This window comes from Fructilactobacillus sp. X3R5C2 (assembly GCF_059901175.1).
This window is the reverse complement of the sequence record NZ_JBWXVC010000002.1, coordinates 67601-91063: the sequence shown is the minus strand read 5'-3', so window position 1 is coordinate 91063 and position 23463 is coordinate 67601. Positions and strand designations below refer to the sequence as shown.

26 protein-coding genes, 1 tRNA gene and 1 pseudogene are annotated in these 23463 nt (G+C 36.1%); 11 read left to right on the top strand and 17 right to left on the bottom strand.

Features of this window, described 5'->3' with window-relative positions:
* Positions 1-18 precede the first annotated feature (18 nt).
* From citE to AC6UD4_RS02485, 6 genes are all read right to left on the bottom strand, one after another.
* Positions 19-933 (bottom strand): citrate (pro-3S)-lyase subunit beta, encoded by a 915-nt coding sequence (citE, locus tag AC6UD4_RS02510; RefSeq protein WP_500693864.1) that lies wholly within the window; start codon positions 931-933, stop codon positions 19-21.
* Positions 933-1226 carry a citrate lyase acyl carrier protein gene (gene citD / locus AC6UD4_RS02505; RefSeq protein ID WP_500693865.1) on the bottom strand — a complete coding sequence of 98 codons (294 nt, stop codon included), beginning with the start codon at positions 1224-1226 and terminating at the stop codon, positions 933-935. The genes citE and citD overlap by 1 nt, the downstream gene beginning before the upstream one ends.
* Entirely contained in the window at positions 1216-2268 is a 1053-nt protein-coding gene (gene citC / locus AC6UD4_RS02500; RefSeq protein ID WP_500693866.1) for a [citrate (pro-3S)-lyase] ligase, read from the bottom strand. The genes citD and citC overlap by 11 nt, the downstream gene beginning before the upstream one ends.
* A gap of 24 nt (positions 2269-2292) precedes the next feature.
* Positions 2293-3261: an AEC family transporter gene (locus tag AC6UD4_RS02495; protein ID WP_500693867.1), complete on the bottom strand. Its 969-nt coding sequence runs from the start codon at positions 3259-3261 to the stop codon at positions 2293-2295.
* Between the two features lie 11 nt (positions 3262-3272).
* Positions 3273-4463, bottom strand: coding sequence for an NAD(P)-dependent malic enzyme (locus tag AC6UD4_RS02490; RefSeq protein WP_500693868.1), 1191 nt, complete (start codon positions 4461-4463; stop codon positions 3273-3275).
* A 161-nt stretch (positions 4464-4624) separates the two neighbouring features.
* Entirely contained in the window at positions 4625-5413 is a 789-nt protein-coding gene (locus AC6UD4_RS02485; RefSeq protein ID WP_500693869.1) for an alpha/beta fold hydrolase, read from the bottom strand.
* Between the two features lie 118 nt (positions 5414-5531).
* Between AC6UD4_RS02485 and AC6UD4_RS02480 the strand changes: the two genes are divergently transcribed.
* Positions 5532-5789 carry a hypothetical protein gene (locus tag AC6UD4_RS02480; protein ID WP_500693870.1) on the top strand — a complete coding sequence of 86 codons (258 nt, stop codon included), beginning with the start codon at positions 5532-5534 and terminating at the stop codon, positions 5787-5789.
* 40 nt (positions 5790-5829) lie between these two features.
* Here the strand turns inward: AC6UD4_RS02480 and AC6UD4_RS02475 are convergent, their stop codons facing one another.
* Positions 5830-7197 carry an FAD-dependent oxidoreductase gene (locus AC6UD4_RS02475; protein ID WP_500693871.1) on the bottom strand — a complete coding sequence of 456 codons (1368 nt, stop codon included), beginning with the start codon at positions 7195-7197 and terminating at the stop codon, positions 5830-5832.
* Positions 7198-7432: 235 nt separating this feature from the next.
* On the opposite strand from AC6UD4_RS02475, the pseudogene arsC reads away from it, so the two are divergent.
* Positions 7433-7861, top strand: a pseudogene (gene arsC, locus AC6UD4_RS02470) (arsenate reductase (thioredoxin)).
* A 148-nt stretch (positions 7862-8009) separates the two neighbouring features.
* Here the strand turns inward: arsC and AC6UD4_RS02465 are convergent.
* Positions 8010-8222: a helix-turn-helix domain-containing protein gene (locus AC6UD4_RS02465; protein WP_500693872.1), complete on the bottom strand. Its 213-nt coding sequence runs from the start codon at positions 8220-8222 to the stop codon at positions 8010-8012.
* Between the two features lie 276 nt (positions 8223-8498).
* Between AC6UD4_RS02465 and AC6UD4_RS02460 the strand changes: the two genes are divergently transcribed.
* From AC6UD4_RS02460 to AC6UD4_RS02430, 7 genes are all read left to right on the top strand, one after another.
* Positions 8499-9125 (top strand): helix-turn-helix domain-containing protein, encoded by a 627-nt coding sequence (locus AC6UD4_RS02460; RefSeq protein WP_500693873.1) that lies wholly within the window; start codon positions 8499-8501, stop codon positions 9123-9125.
* 167 nt (positions 9126-9292) lie between these two features.
* Positions 9293-9499: a hypothetical protein gene (locus AC6UD4_RS02455; protein WP_500693874.1), complete on the top strand. Its 207-nt coding sequence runs from the start codon at positions 9293-9295 to the stop codon at positions 9497-9499.
* A 182-nt stretch (positions 9500-9681) separates the two neighbouring features.
* Positions 9682-10002: a hypothetical protein gene (locus AC6UD4_RS02450; protein WP_500693875.1), complete on the top strand. Its 321-nt coding sequence runs from the start codon at positions 9682-9684 to the stop codon at positions 10000-10002.
* Between the two features lie 129 nt (positions 10003-10131).
* Positions 10132-10944, top strand: a complete 813-nt coding sequence (locus tag AC6UD4_RS02445; RefSeq protein WP_500693876.1) for a PH domain-containing protein — start codon at positions 10132-10134, stop codon at positions 10942-10944.
* Positions 10945-11110: 166 nt separating this feature from the next.
* On the top strand, positions 11111-11869 hold the full coding sequence (locus tag AC6UD4_RS02440) for a hypothetical protein (protein ID WP_500693877.1): 759 nt from the start codon (positions 11111-11113) through the stop codon (positions 11867-11869).
* A 68-nt stretch (positions 11870-11937) separates the two neighbouring features.
* Positions 11938-12648 (top strand): Arm DNA-binding domain-containing protein, encoded by a 711-nt coding sequence (locus tag AC6UD4_RS02435; RefSeq protein ID WP_500693878.1) that lies wholly within the window; start codon positions 11938-11940, stop codon positions 12646-12648.
* Positions 12649-12794: 146 nt separating this feature from the next.
* The gene (locus AC6UD4_RS02430; RefSeq protein ID WP_500693879.1) at positions 12795-13037 is read left to right on the top strand and encodes a tyrosine-type recombinase/integrase; all 243 of its coding nucleotides are present in this window, start codon (positions 12795-12797) and stop codon (positions 13035-13037) included.
* Positions 13038-13287: 250 nt separating this feature from the next.
* On the opposite strand, the gene AC6UD4_RS02425 is transcribed toward AC6UD4_RS02430, so the two are convergent.
* The 5 genes from AC6UD4_RS02425 to rnz form a co-directional block, all read right to left on the bottom strand.
* Positions 13288-13376, bottom strand: a tRNA-Ser gene (locus AC6UD4_RS02425).
* A gap of 72 nt (positions 13377-13448) precedes the next feature.
* Positions 13449-13970 carry an adenine phosphoribosyltransferase gene (locus AC6UD4_RS02420; protein ID WP_500693880.1) on the bottom strand — a complete coding sequence of 174 codons (522 nt, stop codon included), beginning with the start codon at positions 13968-13970 and terminating at the stop codon, positions 13449-13451.
* A gap of 23 nt (positions 13971-13993) precedes the next feature.
* Positions 13994-16309, bottom strand: a complete 2316-nt coding sequence (gene recJ / locus AC6UD4_RS02415) for a single-stranded-DNA-specific exonuclease RecJ (RefSeq protein ID WP_500693881.1) — start codon at positions 16307-16309, stop codon at positions 13994-13996.
* An 18-nt stretch (positions 16310-16327) separates the two neighbouring features.
* Positions 16328-16726, bottom strand: a complete 399-nt coding sequence (locus AC6UD4_RS02410) for a LapA family protein (protein WP_500693882.1) — start codon at positions 16724-16726, stop codon at positions 16328-16330.
* The gene (rnz, locus tag AC6UD4_RS02405) at positions 16723-17670 is read right to left on the bottom strand and encodes a ribonuclease Z (RefSeq protein WP_500693883.1); all 948 of its coding nucleotides are present in this window, start codon (positions 17668-17670) and stop codon (positions 16723-16725) included. Before rnz ends, AC6UD4_RS02410 begins: the two co-directional genes overlap by 4 nt.
* 106 nt (positions 17671-17776) lie before the next feature.
* Between rnz and AC6UD4_RS02400 the strand changes: the two genes are divergently transcribed.
* The gene (locus AC6UD4_RS02400; protein WP_500693884.1) at positions 17777-18055 is read left to right on the top strand and encodes a hypothetical protein; all 279 of its coding nucleotides are present in this window, start codon (positions 17777-17779) and stop codon (positions 18053-18055) included.
* A gap of 33 nt (positions 18056-18088) precedes the next feature.
* On the opposite strand, the gene obgE is transcribed toward AC6UD4_RS02400, so the two are convergent.
* A complete protein-coding gene (gene obgE / locus AC6UD4_RS02395; RefSeq protein ID WP_500693885.1) occupies positions 18089-19393 on the bottom strand; it encodes a GTPase ObgE in 1305 nt (434 codons plus the stop codon).
* A gap of 18 nt (positions 19394-19411) precedes the next feature.
* Positions 19412-21220 (bottom strand): excinuclease ABC subunit UvrC, encoded by a 1809-nt coding sequence (gene uvrC / locus AC6UD4_RS02390; protein WP_500693886.1) that lies wholly within the window; start codon positions 21218-21220, stop codon positions 19412-19414.
* A 119-nt stretch (positions 21221-21339) separates the two neighbouring features.
* Here uvrC and AC6UD4_RS02385 point away from each other — a divergent pair, with 119 nt between their 5' ends.
* Positions 21340-21507 carry an SPJ_0845 family protein gene (locus tag AC6UD4_RS02385; RefSeq protein WP_500693887.1) on the top strand — a complete coding sequence of 56 codons (168 nt, stop codon included), beginning with the start codon at positions 21340-21342 and terminating at the stop codon, positions 21505-21507.
* Between the two features lie 35 nt (positions 21508-21542).
* Here AC6UD4_RS02385 and yihA read toward each other — a convergent pair whose 3' ends face one another.
* Together yihA and clpX are read right to left on the bottom strand one after the other, a co-directional pair.
* Positions 21543-22127 carry a ribosome biogenesis GTP-binding protein YihA/YsxC gene (gene yihA, locus AC6UD4_RS02380; protein ID WP_500693888.1) on the bottom strand — a complete coding sequence of 195 codons (585 nt, stop codon included), beginning with the start codon at positions 22125-22127 and terminating at the stop codon, positions 21543-21545.
* Between the two features lie 16 nt (positions 22128-22143).
* Entirely contained in the window at positions 22144-23430 is a 1287-nt protein-coding gene (gene clpX, locus AC6UD4_RS02375) for an ATP-dependent Clp protease ATP-binding subunit ClpX (protein WP_500693889.1), read from the bottom strand.
* Positions 23431-23463: the final 33 nt, after the last annotated feature.

Genomic DNA, 23463 nt, shown 5'->3' with positions numbered 1-23463 from the left:
GGTAAATTACGACCTATTTTATTTTCCAATGTAATGACCCTCCTTATCAATCAAGCCAGAAGCTTTAGCTAGTTTCATAACTCTTTCAGCTCTGAGTGCAACTGGTCTATCAACCATCTGTCCGTTCATTGAGATGACTCCTGAGCCAGCTTTTCTTGCTTTTTCAATCGCAGCAAGTACATTCTCGGCGTTCTTAATTTCTTCTTCACTTGGAGCATATACTTGGTTAACTAAAGGAATTTGGCGTGGATTAATAACTGATTTTCCGTCGTAGCCCAATTCATGAATATACTCGGTTTCTGCCAAGAATCCCTTCACATTATCCACATCGGTGTAAACCGTATCAAAAGCGGCGATGCCAGCGGCTCTAGCTGCATTTAAAATCATATTTCTAGCAAACTGTAGTTCTAAACCATTTGGATAACGGTGTGTTTTTAAATCCGTTGTGTAATCTTCCGCCGATAAAGCAATCCCAATCATACGATCAGAGGCTTTAGCAATCTCAAGTACATTCATGACACCTTCAGCGCTCTCAATTGCGGCCATTAAATGAGTGGTTCCAACTGGAATGTTGAACTCCTTTTCAGCGTCAACAACTAGACTCTCCATCTCTTCAACCATTGCCGCACTTTCAGTTTTAGGAATTCTAATGACATCGATGCCAGCCTTAACCATCATTTTGACGTCAGCTTCAAAGAAGTCAGTGTCAAGTCCATTAGTTCTAACAACTAATTCTGCATCACCATAATCAACCGTTTTTAAAGCCTCATAAACTAAGTTTCTTGCAGAATCTTTTTCCGCTAACGAAACTGAGTCTTCAAGATCAAACATAATTGAATCGGCGCCATAGATCCCAGCATCTTTGATCATCCCTGGATTGTTACCTGGAACAAACATCATCGTTCTTCTGAGTCGTTCACCATTTTCAGCCATTATAGTGCCTCCCATGCTGGTTGTTCGCTGTCGCCCATGGCCCGTTGAATTGCGGTAATCGTTCGAGCTTTAATTACACAATCTAAAGCTCCCTGGTCAACTGCCTTAATATTGACATTATCTAATTCAAACTTGTTAACAACTTCCTTAATGGTAGCAATAATATCATCACCAAACCGTTTCTTAACATCAGATTCAAGATTAATTTGGATTCCGTTAGTACCCTTACTGACTGTGATCTGAATGTCAGAAGATTCCAGCGTTCCATCCATTGCCGTTTTATTAATTCCCATTGATCTTCATTCCCTTCTTAATTCTTTCCTGTAACGAATCCATATGTTTGGTAATAAACTCGTAAGTTGTTTTTGGAACAATCCCTTTAATTGATGTTAACTCACCATTCTTAATGGCCATCCGAACCGTTCTGGCCGAAATCACTTTTCCGGCTTCATCCTGATCTCGTTTAATAACTTTAACTTTGACTTCAGGCGGGAGAACCTTTTCTAAAATTTGATTATAGATTGAGGTCGTTTTGGAATTTGGCTCCGTTCCAAGAAACCGAACGTTAATGCCAAGATCTTTGGCAATCCAATCTTTAAAGATTAATGCATCAATAGTTGTCTGATACCGCACCTTGTCTGCTTGTGCCCCCAAAAAATACGAAGGAAAAGTGGCATAACTTACTAAGTAATCGCCACCCGGAACAACCATCACATTCTTTAAGTCAGAAACGCCCTCTTGAACAAGTTTTAATCGTTCTTGTGACGTAAACAGTGATTTATCAGTACTTACAACAAATACGTAAACGTTATCACTAACTTCTGACGCTTTTTCAACCAAATATCGATGACCATCGGTAAAAGGATTAGCATTCATGACAATCCCGGCATTATTATCAGCTTTATTAACCTTAGGCAGACTTTTAAGATAATCAGTAATACTATAATCACCGGTCTCTAAAAAGGCCGCATCATCACTTTGAACGAGTTCCTTAAACCCAACGTGTTCGAAACTTTCCGCATACATTGGTTTTGTAAAGACAAAGACATGAAAGACTCCACGTTGTCCCAAACTTGTTAAAAGATTCGAAATTACCTTGTTAAAATAAACCCCATTTTCAGTGTACTTATGACAAACACCAATGTACTTCAAAATGTTTCCAGAATATGAACCAGTACCAACTAATTTATTCCCATCAAAAAGTCCAACGGTATAATCTAAGGGATCAACCTCATCACCAGAAAAATTGGCGATGCCAAGTGATTTCAAAAAATCTCTCCACTGATTAAATTGGTCAGGAACCTCTAAATTAATTTCTCTAGTCTCAATATTCATATCCTCAATAATCTCCCGTTTCTACTAACCCATGATTAACATAATAATCGGAATTACGATGATAAAGAGGACTGAGGTAGATACAACCACGTTTGTAGCAAACTTAACGTCACCATGATAAGTTTGTGCCAAAATTGGCAGAACTGCAAGTGAAGGCGTAGCAGCTTGAACAATCAAAGTCTTGGAGAAGGTTGGAACCATTGATGCTCCGAGTTTGAACCCAACAAAAATAATTGCAGCCATGACTAATGGTGAAATCACGAAACGGCCTGCTAAAGTCAAAATGACATCTTTATCAAAATGCATGTTTCTAAGACCAAATGATCTCAACATAATTCCAATATAGATTAATGCAAGTGGAGTAACCAGTGCCCCCAAATCAGTTAAGGTTGTTTGGACAAAATTAACCAATAAATGTTCCTGAAGCCATGGAATATACAAAAATGGAATGGCAACAATGAATCCCCATAATGGAGCCGGAATCAAATGGTGCCAATCAAATTTAGCTTTGGAACCATCTTTAGCGGTTGGATCGTCTGCAGCAATTACCCAAACACCTAACGTCCAAATAATGATCGTATTTACAATATAGTAAACAAGTAAATAAGGGACTGATATCTCACCAAATAAAGCAACGTTTAAGGGCATTCCAATAAAAACGGTATTAGCACCGTTAATACCGGTCATCATCAGTCCTCTTCGACCCTTTTTAACCCTAAATAACTTAACTTCAATCCATGAAATAACGTAGCCTAAAAGAATAGCAAGCACAACATAGATTAATCCAGTTGACAAATTAGCTAGTTGTTCTGGATGAAAATATTTAAGCATTGCCACAAAAATAGAACATGGCAAAGCAACTTTCATAATAATCTTTGAGATTGAACCGGAAAATGATTCTTTAAACCATCCGAGTCCTTGTGTTACATAACCAACTGCAATCATAATTACAATCGCTAGCACACTCTGGATTGATGTAATAAATATTGCCATAATTGCACCTCTTATCCTTTTTCACTATATTTTATAATTGAATTTGTGACTGTTTTAACAACATTTTCATCAAAGACCCCAGGGACAATTTTATCTGGAGTAGGATCAGGAATCATGCTGGCTAACGCGTCAGCAACGACTTCCTCAATTTGGTATGTAACCTTTTTGATTCCACTCTTTAAAAGTCCTTTGAACAGACCTGGGAAAACCAAAATATTATTAACTTGGTTTGGATACTTACTAGATCCAGTCGCAATCACTTTAGCACCACCAGCTTTAGCGTCTTGTGGAAGAATTTCCGGAACTGGATTAGCAAGCGCAAAGACAATCGGATCCTTTGCCATTCTTTTAACTTGACTAGTGCTTAAAACATTAGCATCTGACAGACCGATAAAAACATCCTGATCATCAATTACATCATCCAGAGTTTGTCTTTCTTTTCCGTTCAAGGATTGGGCAAGTCCAGTTTGATATGAATTATAGTTCTCACTATCTGGCTTAACCACGCCATCGATATCAACCAACGTAATATTTTTAATGCCAACATGCTCCAACAACGAGGCAGTAGCGACACCAGATGCTCCAACCCCATTGACGACGATCTTTAAATCTTTCAACTCTTTACCAACTACTTTACTAGCGTTGATTAATCCGGCCAAAACTACAATAGCAGTTCCCTCTTGGTCGTCATGATAGACCGGAATATCTAATGTTTTACTCAAGATATCCTCTAACTCAAAGCATTTTGGTGCCGCAATGTCCTCCAAATGGATCCCAGCAAAGGTATCTTGAATACTTTTAATGTGAGTGGCCATTTTCTTGGCATCTTCCTGATCAATGGCAACTGGTAACGCATTAACATTGGCCAAGTCTTTATATAACAAAGCCTTCCCTTCAACAACCGGAAGCCCTGCAGCTGGTCCGATGTTACCTAATCCTAGAACTGCTGAACCATCAGTAACAACAGCAAGCAACTTTCCACTCATTGTGTACTTGTCCTTTAAACTAGGGTCTTTTTCAATGGCCTTGGAAATCTTAGCAACACCAGGTGTGTAAGCTTCACTAAGTTCTTCACGGTTTTTTACAGGAAATTCTGATTCCATTTCTAGCATTCCCGTGTGCTTTTCATGAATGGAATAAATATTATCAGCCACGTAAACCCCTCCAATTGTTTTTATTTTCACGCAGACACGATTGCTCATATCCGCTTACATTGTGATTATATTAACCAAAGTGCGTAAAGTCAACCAAGTTAACACTCTTTAACAAACCCAAATAAAAAACGACCTCATTAAAGTGAGACCGCTATTAAAGGGTTAAGTCTAATAATTCACACGATGATATTTCTTACCATTGTGATTTATTATATTCTTTTCACAAACTTCAACAAAATATCGTTAAACACATCTGGCTGTTCAGCCATAATAATATGCCCCGCATCTTCAACAATCTGATAATGACCATTATGAGCCATCCCAGCTGCAACTTTTGCAAAGTGATAATCAAAAAATGGTGATTTTCTTCCCGCTATAATCATCAATGGAACCTTCAAATCACTCAAAATGTCACGCCAATCTTGAAAAGCATGATCCACTAACAACGAATAGTTTAAGTCGGCGTCATATGGATACTTCTGTTTTAACGATTGAATCTTACTATATAAAAGATCATTAATTTTACTATAAGTCGAACGTCCAAATGGCTGCTTCAAAAATTCAGGAAAATTACTCCAGTCTAAAGCCTTAAATCCGTATGGCCATGACCGATCCGCAATCATCTTAGGACTCTGATCAACGTCTACAATGGCCTTAATTCCCTTATCAGTAAACAAAGAAACGTACGCAAACATGGTTGCTGCTCCCATTGAATTCCCAAGCAAGATTGGTTCTTTTAATTTTAGTTCATTCTGAATCTCATATAAATCCATCGCATGGCGCGACATTCGTTCATCCTTACTAGTACGCTCAGACATCCCCTGATTTCTAGCATCCACGTTAATAACCCTAAAACCGCTTTCGACTAATTTTTGGACAGTAAGGGTCCAAATCTCTTTATAGCCCCCAATTCCGGTAAGAATCATTACGGGTTGATTGCTTTTATTTCCCTCATCATCATAGTCTAATTCCACATTATCAGAAGTATAAAATTTCATTATTGCTTCACCATTTTCTTTAAGATTTATTTTATATGTTAGCACTTCTCTTACTACTAGATTCATACCAATACCAAAAATTAATTGGTAGTATAATAACTACGAAAGAAGGGATGATATGAAACGGATTACTTTAACATTTCCAGCACCTGGAAATTCAGATACTAAAACCATTAAAGTTAACGATGACAATCAGTACGTCATGAAATTAACTACCTTAGATAATCTGGCTCCAGATGGCCATTCACTTGAAATTGAATTTCTTCCTAAGACCAGTGAAGATTTTCCAGAACGAGGTACTACCATTTATCTAAATGGTTTTGATAAAACGTTCAAATTGTCAAATGGTGATATTCTAGTAGCAAAAAGTATGTAATAAAAAGGGTCTGTTGATTAAGTCAACGGACCCTTTGGTTTTATTTGTGATCTAACTTATCTTGTGCTTTTTGAGCTGCGACGTTCATGATATTCCATGGACGGTCAAAACCTGGTTGGAAGAAGAAGTCAGCATATGCCAAGTCATCAACGGTCATGTGTTGTTGAATTGCTAATGAAATGGTATTGATATTAGCAGTTACATCCCGTTTTGACATGATTTGAGCACCCTCAACTTCACGAGTTTTGGGATCAAAAGTTAACTTGAAGTATACTTCTGCATTCAACTTGTCATCATGAACAAACGGAGGAACTGCAGTGTCAACAACAAAGACAGATTCAACGTCAACGCCAGCTTTTTCAGCAGTAACGTCCTTAAATCCAGTTGAAGCAAACTTGTAGTCAAAAACATGAAGTGCTGATGAACCAGAAACTTCAGTAGTCTTACGCTTCTCATCGTTCAGGTTCATGGCAGCTGAGCGACCTTGACGTCTAGCGTTAGAAGCTAAAGCAATGATTTGCTTCTTGCCAGTAGGTGCAAAGGTAACCTCGGTAGAATCACCAACGGCAAAAATATCAGGTTGATTGGTTCTTTGATATTCATCGGTCTTGATCATGCCCTTTTCGTCGAGATCAACTTTACCTTTAAGCCAATCGGTAGCAGGACGAATTCCGGCAGTTTCAATCACTAGATCAGCATCCCATTGGTCACCATTAGTTGAAATAACTGAAGAAACGTTTTCATCATCGTCACCAACGTATTCCTTAACACTTTGGTTCAATGACAATTTTACGCCGTTCTTTTTAAGCTCAGCTTCAAGAATCTTAGTAAACTCTGGATCCAAGTAAGTAGGAAGAATGGTTTTACCAGTATCAACTAAGGTAACGTGCTTGCCAGCCTTAGCGAATGATTCAGCTGCTTCAATTCCAATGTATCCACAACCAACGACCGTGACGTTGTTGATACCTGGAGTAACTTCAGCTTCCTTCAATTTAATGGCCCAATCACGTCCACGCATTGCGTAGATATTACCTAATTCCTTCCCTGGAACTGGAAGTTGGAATGGATTAGCACCAACACTTAAAATTAATTTATCATATTTTTCAGTGCTCTCTTTGCCATCGTTAACGTTTAAAGCGGTTAGCGTGTGAGCTTCAGGATCAATATCAGTGATTTCAGTATTAATGTGAACATTTACACCTAATTTTTCCATGCCTTCTGGAGTTGCATAACTTACAGAGTTAACATCTTTTACGACGTTTTGAAGATATAATTCAATTCCACAAGATAGAAAAGATACAAAGTCTCCCTTTTCGTACCATTCGATGTCAGCATCAGGGAAATCTTTTAAAACTCCTCTGACAGCTTCGAATCCACCATGAGATGATCCAATTACAGCTACTTTCATATCTGCTTCCTCCTTCAATTTTTAAATTGTCGTTCTCTATGAACATTTTTATAGTACCACGCAATTACCTAATGAGACTACAAAATGTTCAATATTTAATAAATTATTTGCACACAATTTGATTGAACTACCCATAAGTTAAGCAATTGATAACCTATAAGATAAATTATTAATTGTATCCATAGTCATCATCTTTTGGTATCATGACTTATAAATTACTAAGGGATGAATCAAAATGAAAAAAATCTATTTTTTGTGTACGGGAAACTCGTGTCGAAGTCAAATGGCGGAAGGATTTGCCAAAAAATATTTCCCACGAAACTGGCAAATAAAAAGTGCAGGATTAAAAAAGCATGGTGTAAATCAAATTGCGGTTAAGGTAATGAAAGAACGCAGAATTGATATTTCTCACAATACATCAAAGTTAATTGACAAAAATTATTTAGTTAAGTGTGATTTAGTCGTTACGCTTTGCGGAGATGCTAAGGACAAGTTTCCGGTTACTCCAGAATCGGTTACGAAAATTCACTGACCACTTAAGGATCCAGCACAAGCGAAGGGATCCAAACCGGAAGTAATCGAAACTTTTAGAATCGTCCGCAATCAGATTGACCAATTAGTAAAACAATTGTCAGTTGATGAAACTAAACAAACTAATTATTAGACGACAAAGGCCTAGATCAACTACTGCAACTGATCTAGGCCTTATTATCACTACACATACTAATACTAATTACAAACGTGAAAACAAGTAGTATTAATACATTTAGTTTATCTCATTGCTCTTTTATCACACGGATAACAAATGAAGATTACGAAACTTTGATATCTAGGTACTTAAAAATTTGCTTCCTAATTCTTTGAGATTTAGGACTCATCTCACCATGAATTGCCCGATTTAATTCAACTGGTGAGACATCAACAATTTTTGACATATCAACTTGAGTCAAGTCCTTGTTAATTAAAGCTACTTTGATCTTTTTAAATACTCTTTGAGCATTACGTTCCAATTCAACGTTAGCCATCATTGATCCCTCCTTTCACAATTTATTAATTAAGTTATTGACTATGTCTATCCTTTGGAATAAAATGTAAATATGATGAAAATAATGGACTGTACTTAAACTATTTTCTTCGTGGGAACTAGTTTAAATACTTTTAACCATTGATATTATTCTGGACTGACTGATCAATTACTTAACTAAATTAATTATCAATCATATAAAATAAAATGTCAATGATTTTCTCTATTATTTGAAATAACTTTTTTAACCACCAATTTCAGAAAAGGAGAAACAATTTTGACAACAATTGAACGAATTAAGAGACTTTCAAGAATGCGTGGATGGTCACTTCAGTTAGTGGCCCAGAAGGCTGGGATTGGGATTAACAATATTTATACTTGGAACAAGAAAACTCCTAGTACAAAAAGCCTTGGAAAAGTCGCCAAAGTACTTGGAGTGTCGATCGATTACCTATTAGGAAATACTGATCAACTTAACTATCACAATGATAGTACAAGCGCTAAATCAAAAACTAATGAGGCAATTGATCTTCCTCTTATTGGCAGCATTGCTTGCGGAAAACCAATCTTTGCTGAACAAAACGTTACCGCGTACTTTCCAACCTTAAAAGAAGGACTGCCAAGTGGTGAGAATTTCTGGCTAAAATGTGACGGAGATTCAATGGCTCCTACCATTCAAAACGGATCGTACGTTTTGATTCATTATCAACCAGAGGTGGAAAATGGTGAAATTGCTGCTGTCCTATTAAACGATAACGAGGAAGCTACCCTTAAAAGGATTAGTACTCAAAAAGACCAAACCGTCTTAGTTCCTGATAACAAGGAATACCCACCGATTATCTTGAATAAAGATAATCCAGGTAAAATCATTGGAAAAGCAATCCGGATGCAATCCGAATTATAAGAGCTCAATACAACAAAAGGGCTATCAAAACTTGTGATTTTGATAGCCCTTTTGTTTTGTAACACATATTAAATATTAAAGGAGAGAAGGCATTAGTAGATTACGTAAAAAAGTAAACTACGTCCAATCAATTCTAACTGTAGTAATAAAATAAGGAGTTTCAGTTTATGAATGAGTATATAAATACTGTGTATATAACAAAAAAAGACGATCCTCTTCCAATTATGATAAAAAGATATAATAACAATGGCATTTATGTAACTATCAATATCCAGCTTATTGGATTAGAACAAGGAAAACATAACCTTAAAATCGATGCAAAAAATAAAAATGATAAAAGCATAATGGATAATCATGAGCCCGACATTTTTTAATTTGATCTAAAAGATATTAAAGCAAAGCAGATGTCAAACAACTATATTGCAATGTTTGGAATAGCATTCTCGGCGACTCTAAAAGATGTTCAAAATACACCATATATTAATTTTGAAATCCAATTAGATGAAAATGAGAAAAAAAGTAAATTGACTTTATTTCTTAAAAGGGAGAATTCGTAATGGCTGAAAGTAAAAATAATATTATCTATCGGCCTTTTGAAGGAGAAAAAACGAACAATGATATAATTAATTCAAAGCCAAATGATAATGGAGGTAACGGAAATATGAAAAATTATGTAATACATGATGAATTAAATAGTGCCGTTGATAAACTCAGTAGTAAAATTGATTTACTTGGAAAAGACATTGATATTAAATTTGAAAAAGTAAATACTAAGTTTGCTGAACAAAAAACATGGTTAATTACTACTTTTATAGGAGTAGTTGGAACAATTATAGGAATTATTGGAACAATACTATCAATTTATAAATTCTTTTAAAGAGCCACAAGAAACGTGGCTTTTGTTTTACAAAAACGTCTTAAGAAATAATTAGACTATTTTAAACAAACTTAATATGTCCAATTCCTGATTGACTTAAAAAGCTGTTAATTTTTGGAGGATAATACTATGCGTACTTGCCCAATATGTAATAACAAAATCACTTTATTGCAATTTAATATGCTGGTTAAAGACGGCGATATTTATGATAAATGTTGTAAAAAAATAGGAATAAATGCTAAAAAAGTTGGAATTGTAACGAGCATGGCCGCTCAAAACTTTGTAACTGTGGATATGGTAAAAGATGCCATCGCAAACGGAACTACAATAGACCCACTGAAATTAAAAGATGACTACAAACAAAAGAAACGCGAAGAAAAAGAAAGTAAACAACCAAATGGATCATCGCAAAATTCAGAAAGATTCGAACAAATTAAGCAACAATTAGATGAAGCTGGATTAACTGATACGTTTGGTACTAAACGTGAACTCAAAATGTTACCCGAAATTTTAAATGATGATGAAACCATTAAATATGCTACTTCTGGTTTTACTGAAAAAGATTCTCAAACGGTACTGATGGTTCTAACTGATCAACGTATTATTTTTATAAATAAGAATTTGCTTATTGGAAGTCAGACTTCAGATATTCCTATCTCACAAATAAATGGTGTGTCCAAGCATAAAGGAATGGCACTTGGAAGAATTGTTTTAATGAATGGAGTAACAGAAGTTGGAATAAAAAATATCTACAATAACAACGTAGAGATTATGGCTAAAAAGATTAACGAAGAAATTAATAATTCTAAAACTCCAACTGGTAATGTTGTTCAGTCTATTTCTAACGCAGATGAATTACGAAAATTCAAATCCCTTTTAGATGATGGAATTATTACTCAAGAAGAGTTCGACCAAAAGAAAAAACAACTACTAGGTCTTTAATTTTAATAATAGTAATAAAGGAGATATGAATGATGGATATTGGTCTGTTTAATTATTCTTGTAATCATATACGCAGTAAAAAGTTTTAAAAACACCTTACTGATATAAATGTAAACAACTTACGTCCAATTTCTGATCGACGTAAAAAGCTGTTTGTGGAGGACTTATGTATTTTGTAATAGGTTGGATTTTATTTATTTTTTTAGTTGGTCTCACTATCGGAGGAATCAAGCAATCTCTTGATGAAGCAAATAAAGACAACAAAGGTATGTTTTATGCTTCGTTAGTATTTGGATTAGTTGCAACGATGCTTTTAATCTTTTTATTATCAGTTGAAAAATCACTCGAAATTGTTTTACTTATTCTTCTAATAATTGCTTTAATTGTATCGGTATTAGAAATATTTGCCTCAAAATCAAAAAAGATGTGGATAACTTTAAGTGTTGTTTTTGCTGTGTTTGCTTTGATTTCAATGGGACAAATTAGTGCTTACGATCAACAACAGGCTGCTAAAGAACACGAAACAAAAATGGCCAATAAAAAAGCAGTCAAAGAAGATAAGCAAATTGATAAAGAAGTTAAAAGCAAACCAAATAATAGTGATAAAAATATCAATGGCTACAAACAAGCATTAGCTGATCTACCTAGTCAAACTAACGGAGATATCACTAACGCTAAAGTTGATTCAGCTGGAGAAACGGTTGTAACCTTAAGTGATGCAACAGCTAACTTTAATAGTCAACAATTAGAAAATGTCTCACATTCTGCTTATGATGCAATTGAACGAATTATGCAGCAATACAACATTCAAGATTCATACAGTTCAAAGGTAACTAGTTCAATTAGTATTCAAGATGGTTCTGGTAATCAGATTGCTAAAACATCCCTAACAAATAAATATAAATTTACTGGTCAAAAGCAGTAATATTACCCTACTTGGTAGCATGAAGTCAGTTCAATTCTGACTTTAGGGCTTTAATGGAGGTACATAACATGGCTAATTTTCAAAAGCGTGGCAAAGTCTGGCAAGCCCAGTTTAGATATAAAGGTCCAGATAAAAAATGGCATGCAAAATCTAAATCTGGTTTTTCAATTAAACAAGAAGCACAACTATATGCTTCTAAAATGGAATTGAGTAAAAATGATTTCTCTCTACAAAACAGTAAACCTAACTTATTTTATGAATACTTTTGGAATTGGTTTCAAACTTATAAAGAAACATCAGTAACTGAAAGAACTAAAAAGACTTATTTAAGAACATACGGTATTTTAAAGCGATACATCCCTAATGTTCAGGTCGATGCTATCGACCGTAATATTTATCAAAAATTATTAAATGATTATGGTAAAGACCACGCTAAAGAAACCGTTAGTAAATTAAATACAATGGTTCACTCTTGTGTTAAAGATGGTATCTACGATGGTGACTTTGAAAAAGATTTCGTCCAGCGAACCACAATGGTGTACGACCGAAGTAAGACCAGAAGGATTGAATATTTAAATGTCGACGAAATGGAAAGATTGACTAATTATCTGTTAGAGACTAAGAACAAAAACTTTACTTCTAAATATATGATTCTGTTAGCAATTTTCTCTGGGATGCGACTGGGAGAAATTCAAGCACGAATTTGGAAAGATGTTAATTTTAACTTTCGAACTATCAATATTAATAAGTCTTGGAATTCCGTATTAGAAAGTGAATAACCTACTAAAAACGAAAGCTCCAATAGAATTATTCGAATAAATGCTGATATTCTTGAAGTTTTAAAAGAGTTAAAGGAAAATGGCAACAACCATGTTTTTACGAATCAATATAAGACTATACGACTTCCTCAGCCGTCAACAAAACATTGAGGGAATTTTTAAACGAGTTAGGTATAAATTTCTACTCTCTCAGACACACTCACGTAGCTTATTTGCTTGCTAATGGAATTGATAACTACGTCATCAGTAAACGACTTGGTCACTCAGATATATCAACCACAACCCGAGTATATTCATACATGATTGATGAATATCGTCAACAAACTAATGATCAAATCGAAACATCACTAAATAAAATTATCAATAAAAAAAGAGCTACCAGAATTTAATCTGATAGCTCTTTCTATATATCGACCATAAATATTTAGCAGGAGACATCACACCCGGCTTAAATATAAATTTAGTATGGCACACTACTAAAAATTGGTATACCTCCGCTTTTAACCGGTTAACATTTTTTGTTAACAGATTGTTAACGGATTTTTATTTCTCTATAGTTTTCTAACTATCCACAGCTGCTTCTTTTGTTGATATAAAAACGTTTGATAACTATAGGAAACTATCCAAATTGCCCCTAAAAGGCGAGTACAGGATTTGAACCTGCGCGCCGGCTATAAACCGGTTCGCCGGATTTCGAGTCCGGTGCATTACCACTCTGCCAACTCGCCAAAATTAACACCACTTAAGTATAATCATAAAAGAACCGATAATCAACTTGAGAAGTGTTTTTAATTTAAAACTTAATCATATTTAATCAGACTGAGAATATCATAGTCTTTAATCTTATCGCGACCCTTTAAGTCCATTAATTCGACAATAAAAGCCGTTCCAACTACTACTCCACCAAGATCTTTGACTAACTCAATGGTAGCGTCAATGGTACCACCTGTAGCTAGCAAATCATCAGTCACAAGAACTCTCTGACCTGGTTTAATCGCATCATCATGCAAATAAAGCGATGACTGACCGTATTCCAAGCCATATGTAGCTTTGACAGTCTTGCCAGGTAACTTCCCTTTTTTTCTTGCAGGAGCAAAACCAATTCCAAGTTCATAGGCAACGGGACATCCCACAATAAAACCACGCGCTTCGGGACCAACAATCATATCAATGTTCTTGCCCTTAGCATAGTTGACAATTTCGTCAGTAGCTTGACGATATGCTTCGCCACTTTCTAGTAATGGAGAAATATCTCGAAAAGTTACACCTGGCTCTGGAAAATTAGGATAACTTGCTACATAATCCTTTAAATTAAGGACCATAAAAAATACTTCCTTTCTTATTATCAGTTCCCAATCTTATTAATTATTTTCACCAAATCACTTGGGGAAACGTTAAAAAGAGCATCTTCTACCTTTAATTGCTCTTCTCGCAATTGGTATGTGGGAGAAGTTGACAAGCTTTGCTTGTTTGGATTACTGATACCATTCAAAATTCCATCCCGAATGGTGATAAATCCCAGTTCATTAAATACCTGCAACATGAAAACCAGAATATTGGTTGGGACCTGCAAATGGTTTGCAACCTCACCAACATTCTTTGAAATTTGCACATTTTTATTAGTTTCAACGAACTTAAATAGTTTAGCATACTGTGAACGTTCTGGCATCCCTAAATTTAAAATATGATTCTTTTTATATAAATACAATATAATTTCAGGATTTTGGAAATGATTAACAACGCTTTTTAATTCACCAAGTGTTTCAGGACAATCAACAAGATAAACTACCCCATTCGTAATATCTTTTTTAACATCCGAAGCAAGCATAGCTTTAGAATTTTTACCAACATATGATTTTAATTGTTGATACAAGTTACGATGAAAGAAAATATACGTTCCCTCATTTACAAACATTGACTTAGTTAAGGTAGTGGTCCGTTTGTCAATAACAACGGTTCCGTCAACTTTAAGATCATCAACCATCAACTGAAGATTAGTACGACCCTTCCACTCATTTTCATTCAAGGTCGCTGCTACGTTAATATTAGCTGACAATTTAGAAACTTCAGTAGCAACATCACCCATCCCAAAGTCAATTGCAGAAATCCGTGAATGATTGCCAACAGCTTGAAATTTAAGGTGATCATGGGCTTTCCCAATTGCCTGAACATTAGTTAAAGCAATCGGATCAACATCAAATCGGGGGCATTCATTATCAGTCCCAAATGGACTCAAAGTTTGAATTTGTTGAAATAACTTTTGATCAATTTCATCTGGAGTAACTTTAAAATCAATTTTTAAAGTTGGCTTTTGTGATAAATCAACCTGCTGTTTTGCTGCTGACCGTTCAAACCGCTCAGCTAGTGTTTTTAAATTATCAGCTGGAACCGTTAATCCAACTGCCATCGCATGTCCACCAAATGCATCCATCAGATCGCGTTCACTATCTAAGGCTTTAAAAAGATCAAATCCTTTGACACTTCTTCCGGATCCCTTGGCGATCTTATTTTGGTCATCAACACTGACAACAACCGTCGGCTTATGAAATTTATCTTTAACTCGACTAGCTGCAATACCTAAAACTCCAGTATGCCAATCCTTTCCCACAATTAAAAGGGTTTCTCTCTTCTTATTCTCAGGTGAATCAGCTTGAGCGATTGCCTCGTCCGTAATTGAACTAACCAGTAACTTCCTCTGATCATTTTTTTGCTCAGTCTTCTTAGCTAGTTCATTAGCTTGCTCGTCGTCAACCGTAGTAAGCAGATCAACGCCCATATTGGCGTCACCCATCCGTCCAAGTGCATTTAATCTAGGAGCAATGTTAAACCCAATATCTTGTTCATCAACTTTTTCCAAATCAATTCCAGATCGTTTAATAAGGGCTTTTAATCCAGGTCGCACCGTCAAGTGAATGACATTTAATCCAAACTGAACGAGTGCCCGATTCTCTCCAGTTAACGATACTAAGTCAGCAACCGTTCCGATTGCGGCTAAATCTAGTTTATCTTGAGGAATTTCATCCATTAATGCCGTCGACAACTTAAAAGATACTCCAGCTCCAGAAAGATACTGAAACGGATATTTAGGATCGCCCAACTGAGCGTGAACGATTGCATAGGCGTTTGGCAACTTTTCTGGTAATTCGTGATGATCGGTAATAATCACATCACAACTCAATTTATTAGCTTCCTCAATTGCATCAAAGCCGGCAACTCCATTATCAACAGTAACAATTAACGAAGTTCCACTATCAATAATTTTTTGAAAGGCCTTCACATTTGGACCGTATCCATCTTTAAACCGATTAGGAATATAATAACGAACTTCCGCTCCCATCTCGACTAGCGTTTCATATAAAATGGCGGTACTAGTAAGTCCGTCAGCATCATAATCCCCATAAACGGTAATTTGTTCACCGTTTTCAACTGCCAATTCAATCCGTTCAACCGCTTTTTGCATATCATGCATTAAAAAGGGATCGTTTAAGTCACTAGTATCCGGGTTTAAGTAATGTTGAATCTTATCGACATTATCATAACCACGTTCAAACAGTAAGCTAACAACTAACGGTTCAAGTCCCAAATCATTAGCTAGTTGATTAACAGCATCTTGGTTAAGATTATTTTGTTTTAGCTCCCAATTATACTTTGAAGAAAGCAAATATGGATCCTCTTTTCACTATTTTTCGTTGTCCTTTTGCTGTTTATTAATTACATCTTCAACATTTCGATTATCTTGATTAACCTTTTGTTTACTAATTGAATTCTTTAACTGCATCTTTAGAGAATCAATTTGTTTATTTAAATCATTAATTTGTCCCTTTAATCCATCAATGGTTTTCTGTGAATCACGATTTTCTTTTTTCCGTTTGGAACCATTTTTAAATGAACTGATCATTGATAATAAGAACATGATTAAAGCCCCAATTAGTAATGTCAATAATAAGACTAAGATTAACGGCATTTTAACCGTCGTAAAACCAAAATTAATCTCCGCACTTCCCATATTTAACAAAACAAAAATAGCGACAATCACAATCAAGACCATGCTTAAAATCATTGAAACTTGCTTTTTCATTGGGCATTCTCCTCTCCCTTATTAAAGGGAATATCAATAAAATCAAAATCTTTAACTACCTTGGTATTTGGAAAAACTTGTTGAGCCTGCCTCTGTAACTCATGAGCCATTTTAGCAGTATACCTTGCAGAAATGTGCGTTAATAGCAATCGTTTTACGTTGGCATCCCTGGCGGTATTAGCAGCCTGAATGTTCGTAGAATGATAGTAATTGTGAGCTAATTTTGCTTCGCCCTTTCCAAAAGTACTTTCATGAACTAAAATGTCAGCATTTTGCGCTAACTTATTGATGGTACCAACTTTTCTCGTATCCCCTAAAATGGTAACAATTCTCCCCTTTTGGGAATTACCAATGTAGTCCTTGCCATTAATGACTCTCCCGTCACTAAGCTTAACCGTCTTACCTTCCTTAAGCTTTCCGTACAGTGGACCAGACGGAATATTATCCTCCTGCAATTTATCAACAAGCAGTTCACCCGGATGATCATGTTCAACAATTCGAAAACCCCAACTTTGAACTTGATGATCAAGCTTTTCCGCATAAACTGTAAACTTTTTACCGTCAAAAATCTTACCAGGCTGGTCCAGCTCTACGTATTTTATTTTATACCCTAACTTAGTCTGCGTCACTTGCAAACTAGTCTGAACGTAATTTTTGATTCCAAAGGGGCCATAAATGGTAACCGGATCATCTCCGCCTTGAAACGAACGACTTGATAATAATCCCGGAAGACCATAGATATGATCACCATGAAGGTGGGTAATAAAAATCTTATTAATTTTTCGCGGTTTTAACGTTGATCGCAAGATTTGTTGTTGAGTACCTTCCCCCGCATCAAACAACCACACGGAATTAATCTCATCCAACAATCTTAAAGCGACACTAGAAACGTTTCGAAACTTACCAGGAACTCCCGCACCAGTTCCAAAAAACTCTAATTGCATATCCTATCGTTCCTTTTTGACACTCAAATTTTTACACTCGTGAAGAATTACTATACAATTGTAGCATACCACATTAGCAATAATAAGCTGAATCTAGGTGATAACTTTGAGATTAAACGAATTTTATGTCTCATCCGAAGATTTAAATAATTCATATAAAATATACGTTGAAATTAATAAGGTTATTTTACCAGTTTTTGACATTGAATTTTCGCAAAATAAAATTTTATTAGTACCAAGCAAAAACAAACGGTCACTAACCTTGAATCAATTTAATACCCGGACAAGAGAACTTGATGATCATCTATCACTTTTTTGTAAAACAATTGAAACTCCAAAACTATTCGGTTATCGTTTAAAAAATGATGAGCTTATTTTTGGATAATAAAAGACGATACCACAAGTATCGTCTTTTATATTATTCAACATATGAAAAGGTAAAGTCCAAAATTGATACCAGATCGCCATTCTTAGCGCCGGCATCCCGTAGTGCTTGATCAACACCCATTCCACGTAATTTTCGAGCTAATCTTAACACACCTTGTTCATGTTCAGTATTAGCCATTTGAATTACTCGTTCAATCTGATGTCCAGACAGAACCCAAGTTCCATCTTCATCTTTTGTCAAAGTAAACGGCTTTTCATCCTCATCAGGACGGTAAATGACTTCCTTAGAATCATTAAGCTCGTTAGCACCCACAATTGGAAACTTTGGTGCCTTATCAAGTTCACTACTCGTTTCTCGAATGAGATCATTAAGCCCTGAATGAGTAATGGAAGAAATGGGAATAATTTTGCCATTAACGTGGTCATTATGTTCAGCTAATTCACGTTTAAACAACTTAAGATTTTCAGCCGAATCCGGCATATCCATTTTAGAAGCAACGATGATTTGGGGACGTTTCAAAAGACTTTCATCAAAATTAGCCAGTTCATGATTGATTTTTTCATAGTCATCATACGGATCACGTCCCTCAACTCCACTCATATCAACAACATGGAGGATAACTCGAGTTCTTTGAATGTGTCTTAAAAATTCAAAACCTAATCCCACACCTTTGGAAGCTCCCTCAATCAGTCCAGGCAAATCAGCAATCACAAAGTCACTTCCATCATGATTTCGTACAATCCCCAGATTAGGAACAATGGTCGTAAAGTGATATTGAGCTACTTTTGGTTTTGACGAAGTAATTGCACTTAATAACGTGGATTTACCAGCCGATGGAAAACCGACTAAACCAACATCAGCTAATAATCTTAACTGAAGTTCGATCTCCATTTCTTGACCTGGTGCCCCATTTTCAGCAATTTCTGGCGCAGAATTTTTAGGGGTAGCAAAGTGAACGTTTCCTCTTCCTCCACGACCACCCTTTACAACTACAACTTCATCGTTTGCTTTAGTCAAATCCGCAATTGGCTCGCCGGTCTCTGAGTTATAAATCGTGGTGCCATCGGGGACATGTACTACCAAATCCGGTGCACTTGCACCCGTCATCTTTTTGTTAGCACCATTCCCACCGTTTTTGGCTTTAAATTGTTTTTTATACTTAAAATCCATTAAAGTTGACATTCCAGTATCAACTTTGAAAACAACATTACCACCATGGCCACCATCACCACCAGAAGGTCCACCATTTGGTACATATTTTTCCCGACGAAATCCGACCATTCCGTCTCCACCTTTACCGGCCTTAACTTTAAATTTTACTTGATCTACAAACATAATTTCTCCATTTTCATATTAGTTTTTCATCATCTTGGCCACTGGTGCAACGTTCTCAAAGGTCAATTTTACCGTCTGAGCAACCTTCTTTGAAATGCCAACTGCTTGAATGTCTTCGACACTAGCATCCGCAATGTTTTTGGTGGAACCAAATTTTCGCAAAAGTTTATTTCTAGTTTTGGGTCCCACTCCCTTAATACTATCTAATCTAGAAGTCATCGAATTCTTATTATGGAGTTGATGATGATAGTTAATTGCAAAGCGATGCACTTCGTCTTGAACCCTTTGAACTAGATAAAAAGCTTGGCTTTTCGGATTTAAATTAACGTGATGATCATTACTTCCGTAAAGCAAATCAGCCGTCTTATGTTTCTCATTTTTCACCATTCCAGCTACTGGAATGTGCAGATTAAGTTCATTTTCCAAAACATCGGTAACGGCATTCATCTGAATCTCGCCTCCGTCCATTAGGATCAAATCTGGCATTTCAGCGTGTTCCTTTAATAAACGTGTGTAGCGCCTTCTAATCACTTCGCGCGTGCTGGCTGCCTCATCGGCATGATCAACGGTTCTTAACTTATATTTTCGGTACTTCTTCTTATTCGGTTTCCCATCTTCAAATACTACCATAGCAGAAACCAAATCAGCACCCGAAATATGGGAATGATCAAAAGCTTCGATTCGTTCGAGATGACCAATTCCTAAAGCGTCGCCCAATTCATCCATTGCTCCGGTAGTCTTTTTGCGATCCATTTCCATTAACTTAAACTGTTCGTTTAAAACCAATCGCGCATTATGCTCTGCCATGTCCAAAAGGGCTTTCTTCTGACCACGTTGAGGGGTTCTAACTGGCACTCCGATCATCTTCGAAAGAACATCATGGTCGATTGAGTTAGGTACCAAAATTTCTTTGGGTGGAATCCGATCAGAATCGTTATAAAATTGAACAATATAGCTAGTCATCTCTTCATTGGCGGTACTGATAATCGGAAACAATTTTTTCTCACGTTTCATTAAACGTGCCTGCCGAATAAAGAAAACTTGTACAGAAAGCCATCCCTTATCAGCATAAAAATTAAACACATCTCGTGGGGTATTGTCATGTGAAATGATTTTTTGTTTCTCAACGGTCGCATCAATGTAATGCAGTTGATCGCGCAATTCAGCTGCCCGCTCATACTCCATGTTATTTGATGCCGTATTCATTCGTTTAGTCAGTAGTTGTCTAGCAGGTCCCACACTACCGTTTAAAAATGACTTGATTTTCTTGATTTGAGCATCGTACTCTGACTTAGGTACTTTCTTAAAGCAAGCTCCCAAGCACTGTCCCATGTGGTAGTACAAACAAGCTCGTTTTTGATACCCATTACAACGTCTGAGTGGATACATCTTTTGTAAAAAATTCAAGGTTTCATCTGCAGCATAGACGTTTGGATATGGTCCAAAATAATATCCACCATCATTTTTAACGGTATTAGTAATCAACATTCGGGGATCACGTTCATTAGTAATTTTAATGTAAGGATACCCACTGTGTCCTTGCTTTAAACGAACGTTATAATAAGGCCGATGCTTCTGAATCAAAGTGATTTCAAGTAAAAATGCTTCTTTGTCATTTGAAGTAATGATTGTCTCAAAATCAGCAATATTTCGCACTAATTTGGCTCGTCTCCCATACTGAGTACTCTTGAAATAAGAGCGAACTCGATTCTTTAGGTTTTTTGCCTTACCAATATAAATAATTTTGCCATCTTTATCTTTCATAATGTAACAACCGGGTTGATCCGGAAGTAACGTTAACTTTCGTTCAATTAAATCAGATGCCATAAACTCCCTCCTTTCCGATAAATACTACTGTTACAATTATAATGAATTAGTTACAGTTTGTATAACAAACTGACATGAAATGATTTTTTTGCTATGATGAGTTTAAAGGAGCGATCAATATGGGAATAAAAATTAGAAGAAATGAAGATCTTGATGCCATGTTCAGTAAATTCGCTAAAGAGAATCCGAAAGATCCTAACCGTACCAAGTTTTTGAATCATAAAAACAAAGAAGACCAGCGCGAATCAAAAAAGAATAAAATATTAGATCAAGACAAAACCAAATAAACACAAAATCAGCTGTTCTCACAGCTGATTTTTTATTACTTAATTTGTTGCTCAATCCAGTTCCAAATTTGATCTGCTCCGACCTTGGTTTTAGCAGAGAACATTATCAGCGGTTCATCTGCTTCAAGCTCCAGCCCTTTTCGCAACGTCTGTTCTTGTTTCTTGATCTTACTTTTAGGAATTTTATCAACCTTAGTCGCTACATAAAGCACGGGAATTCCATAATACTCTAACCAATCACGCATCTGAATATCGTACTCACTCGGGGCGTGTCTACCATCAATTAAATTGATCACTCCCCGGAGCTGTTCACGTTGCGTTAGATAAGTCTCAATCATTTGAGCCCATTTTTCCCGTTCTGTTTTAGAAACCTTCGCATAGCCATATCCTGGAACGTCAACAAAATAGAGTTCATCGTTAACGCGATAAAAATTCAAAGTTTGAGTTTTTCCCGGTTGGCCAGACGTATGAGCGTAATCCTTCCGGTTAATCAACACATTCGTTAGTGAAGACTTGCCAACGTTAGATCGACCCAAAAAGCCAATTTCTGGATATCCAGTAGTGGGATACTGTTTGGGATCAACTGCACTCATTACAAGTTCAACATCATTTACGTCCATTATTATCTCCGTTTAATTACTTTGTTTCGCTTTTTAAGACCATCTTTGGTTCTTTACCACTATTTACTGAATCTGGGGTAACAATCACTTCTTTAACGTCATCACGACTTGGAAGTGAATACATAATATCTCTCATCACACTTTCAATCATAGAACGAAGACCACGAGCACCCGTATTTCTAGCAATGGCTTTTTTTGCCATGGCCTTAAGTGCAGCGTCTTCAAATTTAAGTTGGACACCCTCGAGTGATAAAAGCTTTTGGTATTGTTTTACTAACGCATTTTTAGGTTGAGTCAGAATTTTGACCAGATCATTTTCACTTAACTTATTCAAAGCGGTCAAAATTGGAAGACGACCGATAAACTCTGGAATTAATCCAAAATTCATCAGGTCTTCAGGAATTACTTTTTGCATAATATCTTCATCAGCAACGTCTTGGGTCTCATGATTATCAACCCCAAAACCAATTGTCTTATCACCTAAGCGTCGTCTAACAATATCTTGAATTCCATCAAAAGCCCCACCAACAATAAACAGAATATTATTCGTATTAATCTTAATAAACTCTTGGCTCGGGTTCTTTCTACCACCCTTTGGTGGAACATTAGCGGTAGTTCCCTCTAAAATCTTTAACAGAGCTTGTTGGACACCTTCACCAGATACATCTCTTGTGATTGAAACATTTTCGGCTTTTTTAGCAATTTTATCAATCTCGTCAATATAAATGATTCCCTTTTCAGCCCGATCAACGTCATAGTCAGCGTTCTGTAAGAGTTTCAAAAGAATATTTTCAACATCTTCTCCAACATATCCAGCTTCAGTCAACGTCGTAGCGTCAGCAATTGCAAAGGGAACGTTTAAAATTTTAGCAAGTGTTTGGGCCAGATAAGTCTTCCCCGATCCAGTTGGTCCAATCATCGCAATATTACTTTTCTGAATCTGAGCATCATCATAAGCATGTCGTTCTTGGTTACCATCTTCACTTTCATCATTATCTTCAGAATCATTCAAAGCCTTAATTCTCATATAATGATTAAAGACAGCCACCGCTAGCGTTTTTTTGGCTTCATCTTGACCAATCACATACTCATCAAGTTTTTTAACAATTTCACTTGGGGTAAGCACATTGATGTCTTCAGCATTGGTCTTGTTTAATTCATCACTCATGATCTGTTCACACAAATCGATACATTCATTACAAATATATACACCGGGTCCAGCAACAATTTTTTTTACTTGGTCCTGTGACTTTCCACAAAAGGAGCAAGTAATGGTCTCATTTTGATTTGAATCATCATACATGGTATCTCTCCTTTTTGTTAATTCGTTGTTAAT

What these genes read in the sequence shown, in the direction of transcription:
- citE (WP_500693864.1), bottom strand. Translation starts at nt 933, where the DNA reads ATGGCTGAAAATGGTGAACGACTCAGAAGAACGATGATGTTTGTTCCA.
- citD (WP_500693865.1), bottom strand. Translation starts at nt 1,226, where the DNA reads ATGGGAATTAATAAAACGGCAATGGATGGAACGCTGGAATCTTCTGAC.
- citC (WP_500693866.1), bottom strand. Translation starts at nt 2,268, where the DNA reads ATGAATATTGAGACTAGAGAAATTAATTTAGAGGTTCCTGACCAATTT.
- AC6UD4_RS02495 (WP_500693867.1), bottom strand. Translation starts at nt 3,261, where the DNA reads ATGGCAATATTTATTACATCAATCCAGAGTGTGCTAGCGATTGTAATT.
- AC6UD4_RS02490 (WP_500693868.1), bottom strand. Translation starts at nt 4,463, where the DNA reads ATGAGCAATCGTGTCTGCGTGAAAATAAAAACAATTGGAGGGGTTTAC.
- AC6UD4_RS02485 (WP_500693869.1), bottom strand. Translation starts at nt 5,413, where the DNA reads ATGAAATTTTATACTTCTGATAATGTGGAATTAGACTATGATGATGAG.
- AC6UD4_RS02480 (WP_500693870.1), top strand. Translation starts at nt 5,532, where the DNA reads ATGAAACGGATTACTTTAACATTTCCAGCACCTGGAAATTCAGATACT.
- AC6UD4_RS02475 (WP_500693871.1), bottom strand. Translation starts at nt 7,197, where the DNA reads ATGAAAGTAGCTGTAATTGGATCATCTCATGGTGGATTCGAAGCTGTC.
- AC6UD4_RS02465 (WP_500693872.1), bottom strand. Translation starts at nt 8,222, where the DNA reads ATGGCTAACGTTGAATTGGAACGTAATGCTCAAAGAGTATTTAAAAAG.
- AC6UD4_RS02455 (WP_500693874.1), top strand. Translation starts at nt 9,293, where the DNA reads ATGAATGAGTATATAAATACTGTGTATATAACAAAAAAAGACGATCCT.
- AC6UD4_RS02450 (WP_500693875.1), top strand. Translation starts at nt 9,682, where the DNA reads ATGGCTGAAAGTAAAAATAATATTATCTATCGGCCTTTTGAAGGAGAA.
- AC6UD4_RS02445 (WP_500693876.1), top strand. Translation starts at nt 10,132, where the DNA reads ATGCGTACTTGCCCAATATGTAATAACAAAATCACTTTATTGCAATTT.
- AC6UD4_RS02440 (WP_500693877.1), top strand. Translation starts at nt 11,111, where the DNA reads ATGTATTTTGTAATAGGTTGGATTTTATTTATTTTTTTAGTTGGTCTC.
- AC6UD4_RS02435 (WP_500693878.1), top strand. Translation starts at nt 11,938, where the DNA reads ATGGCTAATTTTCAAAAGCGTGGCAAAGTCTGGCAAGCCCAGTTTAGA.
- AC6UD4_RS02420 (WP_500693880.1), bottom strand. Translation starts at nt 13,970, where the DNA reads ATGGTCCTTAATTTAAAGGATTATGTAGCAAGTTATCCTAATTTTCCA.
- AC6UD4_RS02410 (WP_500693882.1), bottom strand. Translation starts at nt 16,726, where the DNA reads ATGAAAAAGCAAGTTTCAATGATTTTAAGCATGGTCTTGATTGTGATT.
- rnz (WP_500693883.1), bottom strand. Translation starts at nt 17,670, where the DNA reads ATGCAATTAGAGTTTTTTGGAACTGGTGCGGGAGTTCCTGGTAAGTTT.
- obgE (WP_500693885.1), bottom strand. Translation starts at nt 19,393, where the DNA reads ATGTTTGTAGATCAAGTAAAATTTAAAGTTAAGGCCGGTAAAGGTGGA.
- uvrC (WP_500693886.1), bottom strand. Translation starts at nt 21,220, where the DNA reads ATGGCATCTGATTTAATTGAACGAAAGTTAACGTTACTTCCGGATCAA.
- AC6UD4_RS02385 (WP_500693887.1), top strand. Translation starts at nt 21,340, where the DNA reads ATGGGAATAAAAATTAGAAGAAATGAAGATCTTGATGCCATGTTCAGT.
- yihA (WP_500693888.1), bottom strand. Translation starts at nt 22,127, where the DNA reads ATGGACGTAAATGATGTTGAACTTGTAATGAGTGCAGTTGATCCCAAA.
- clpX (WP_500693889.1), bottom strand. Translation starts at nt 23,430, where the DNA reads ATGTATGATGATTCAAATCAAAATGAGACCATTACTTGCTCCTTTTGT.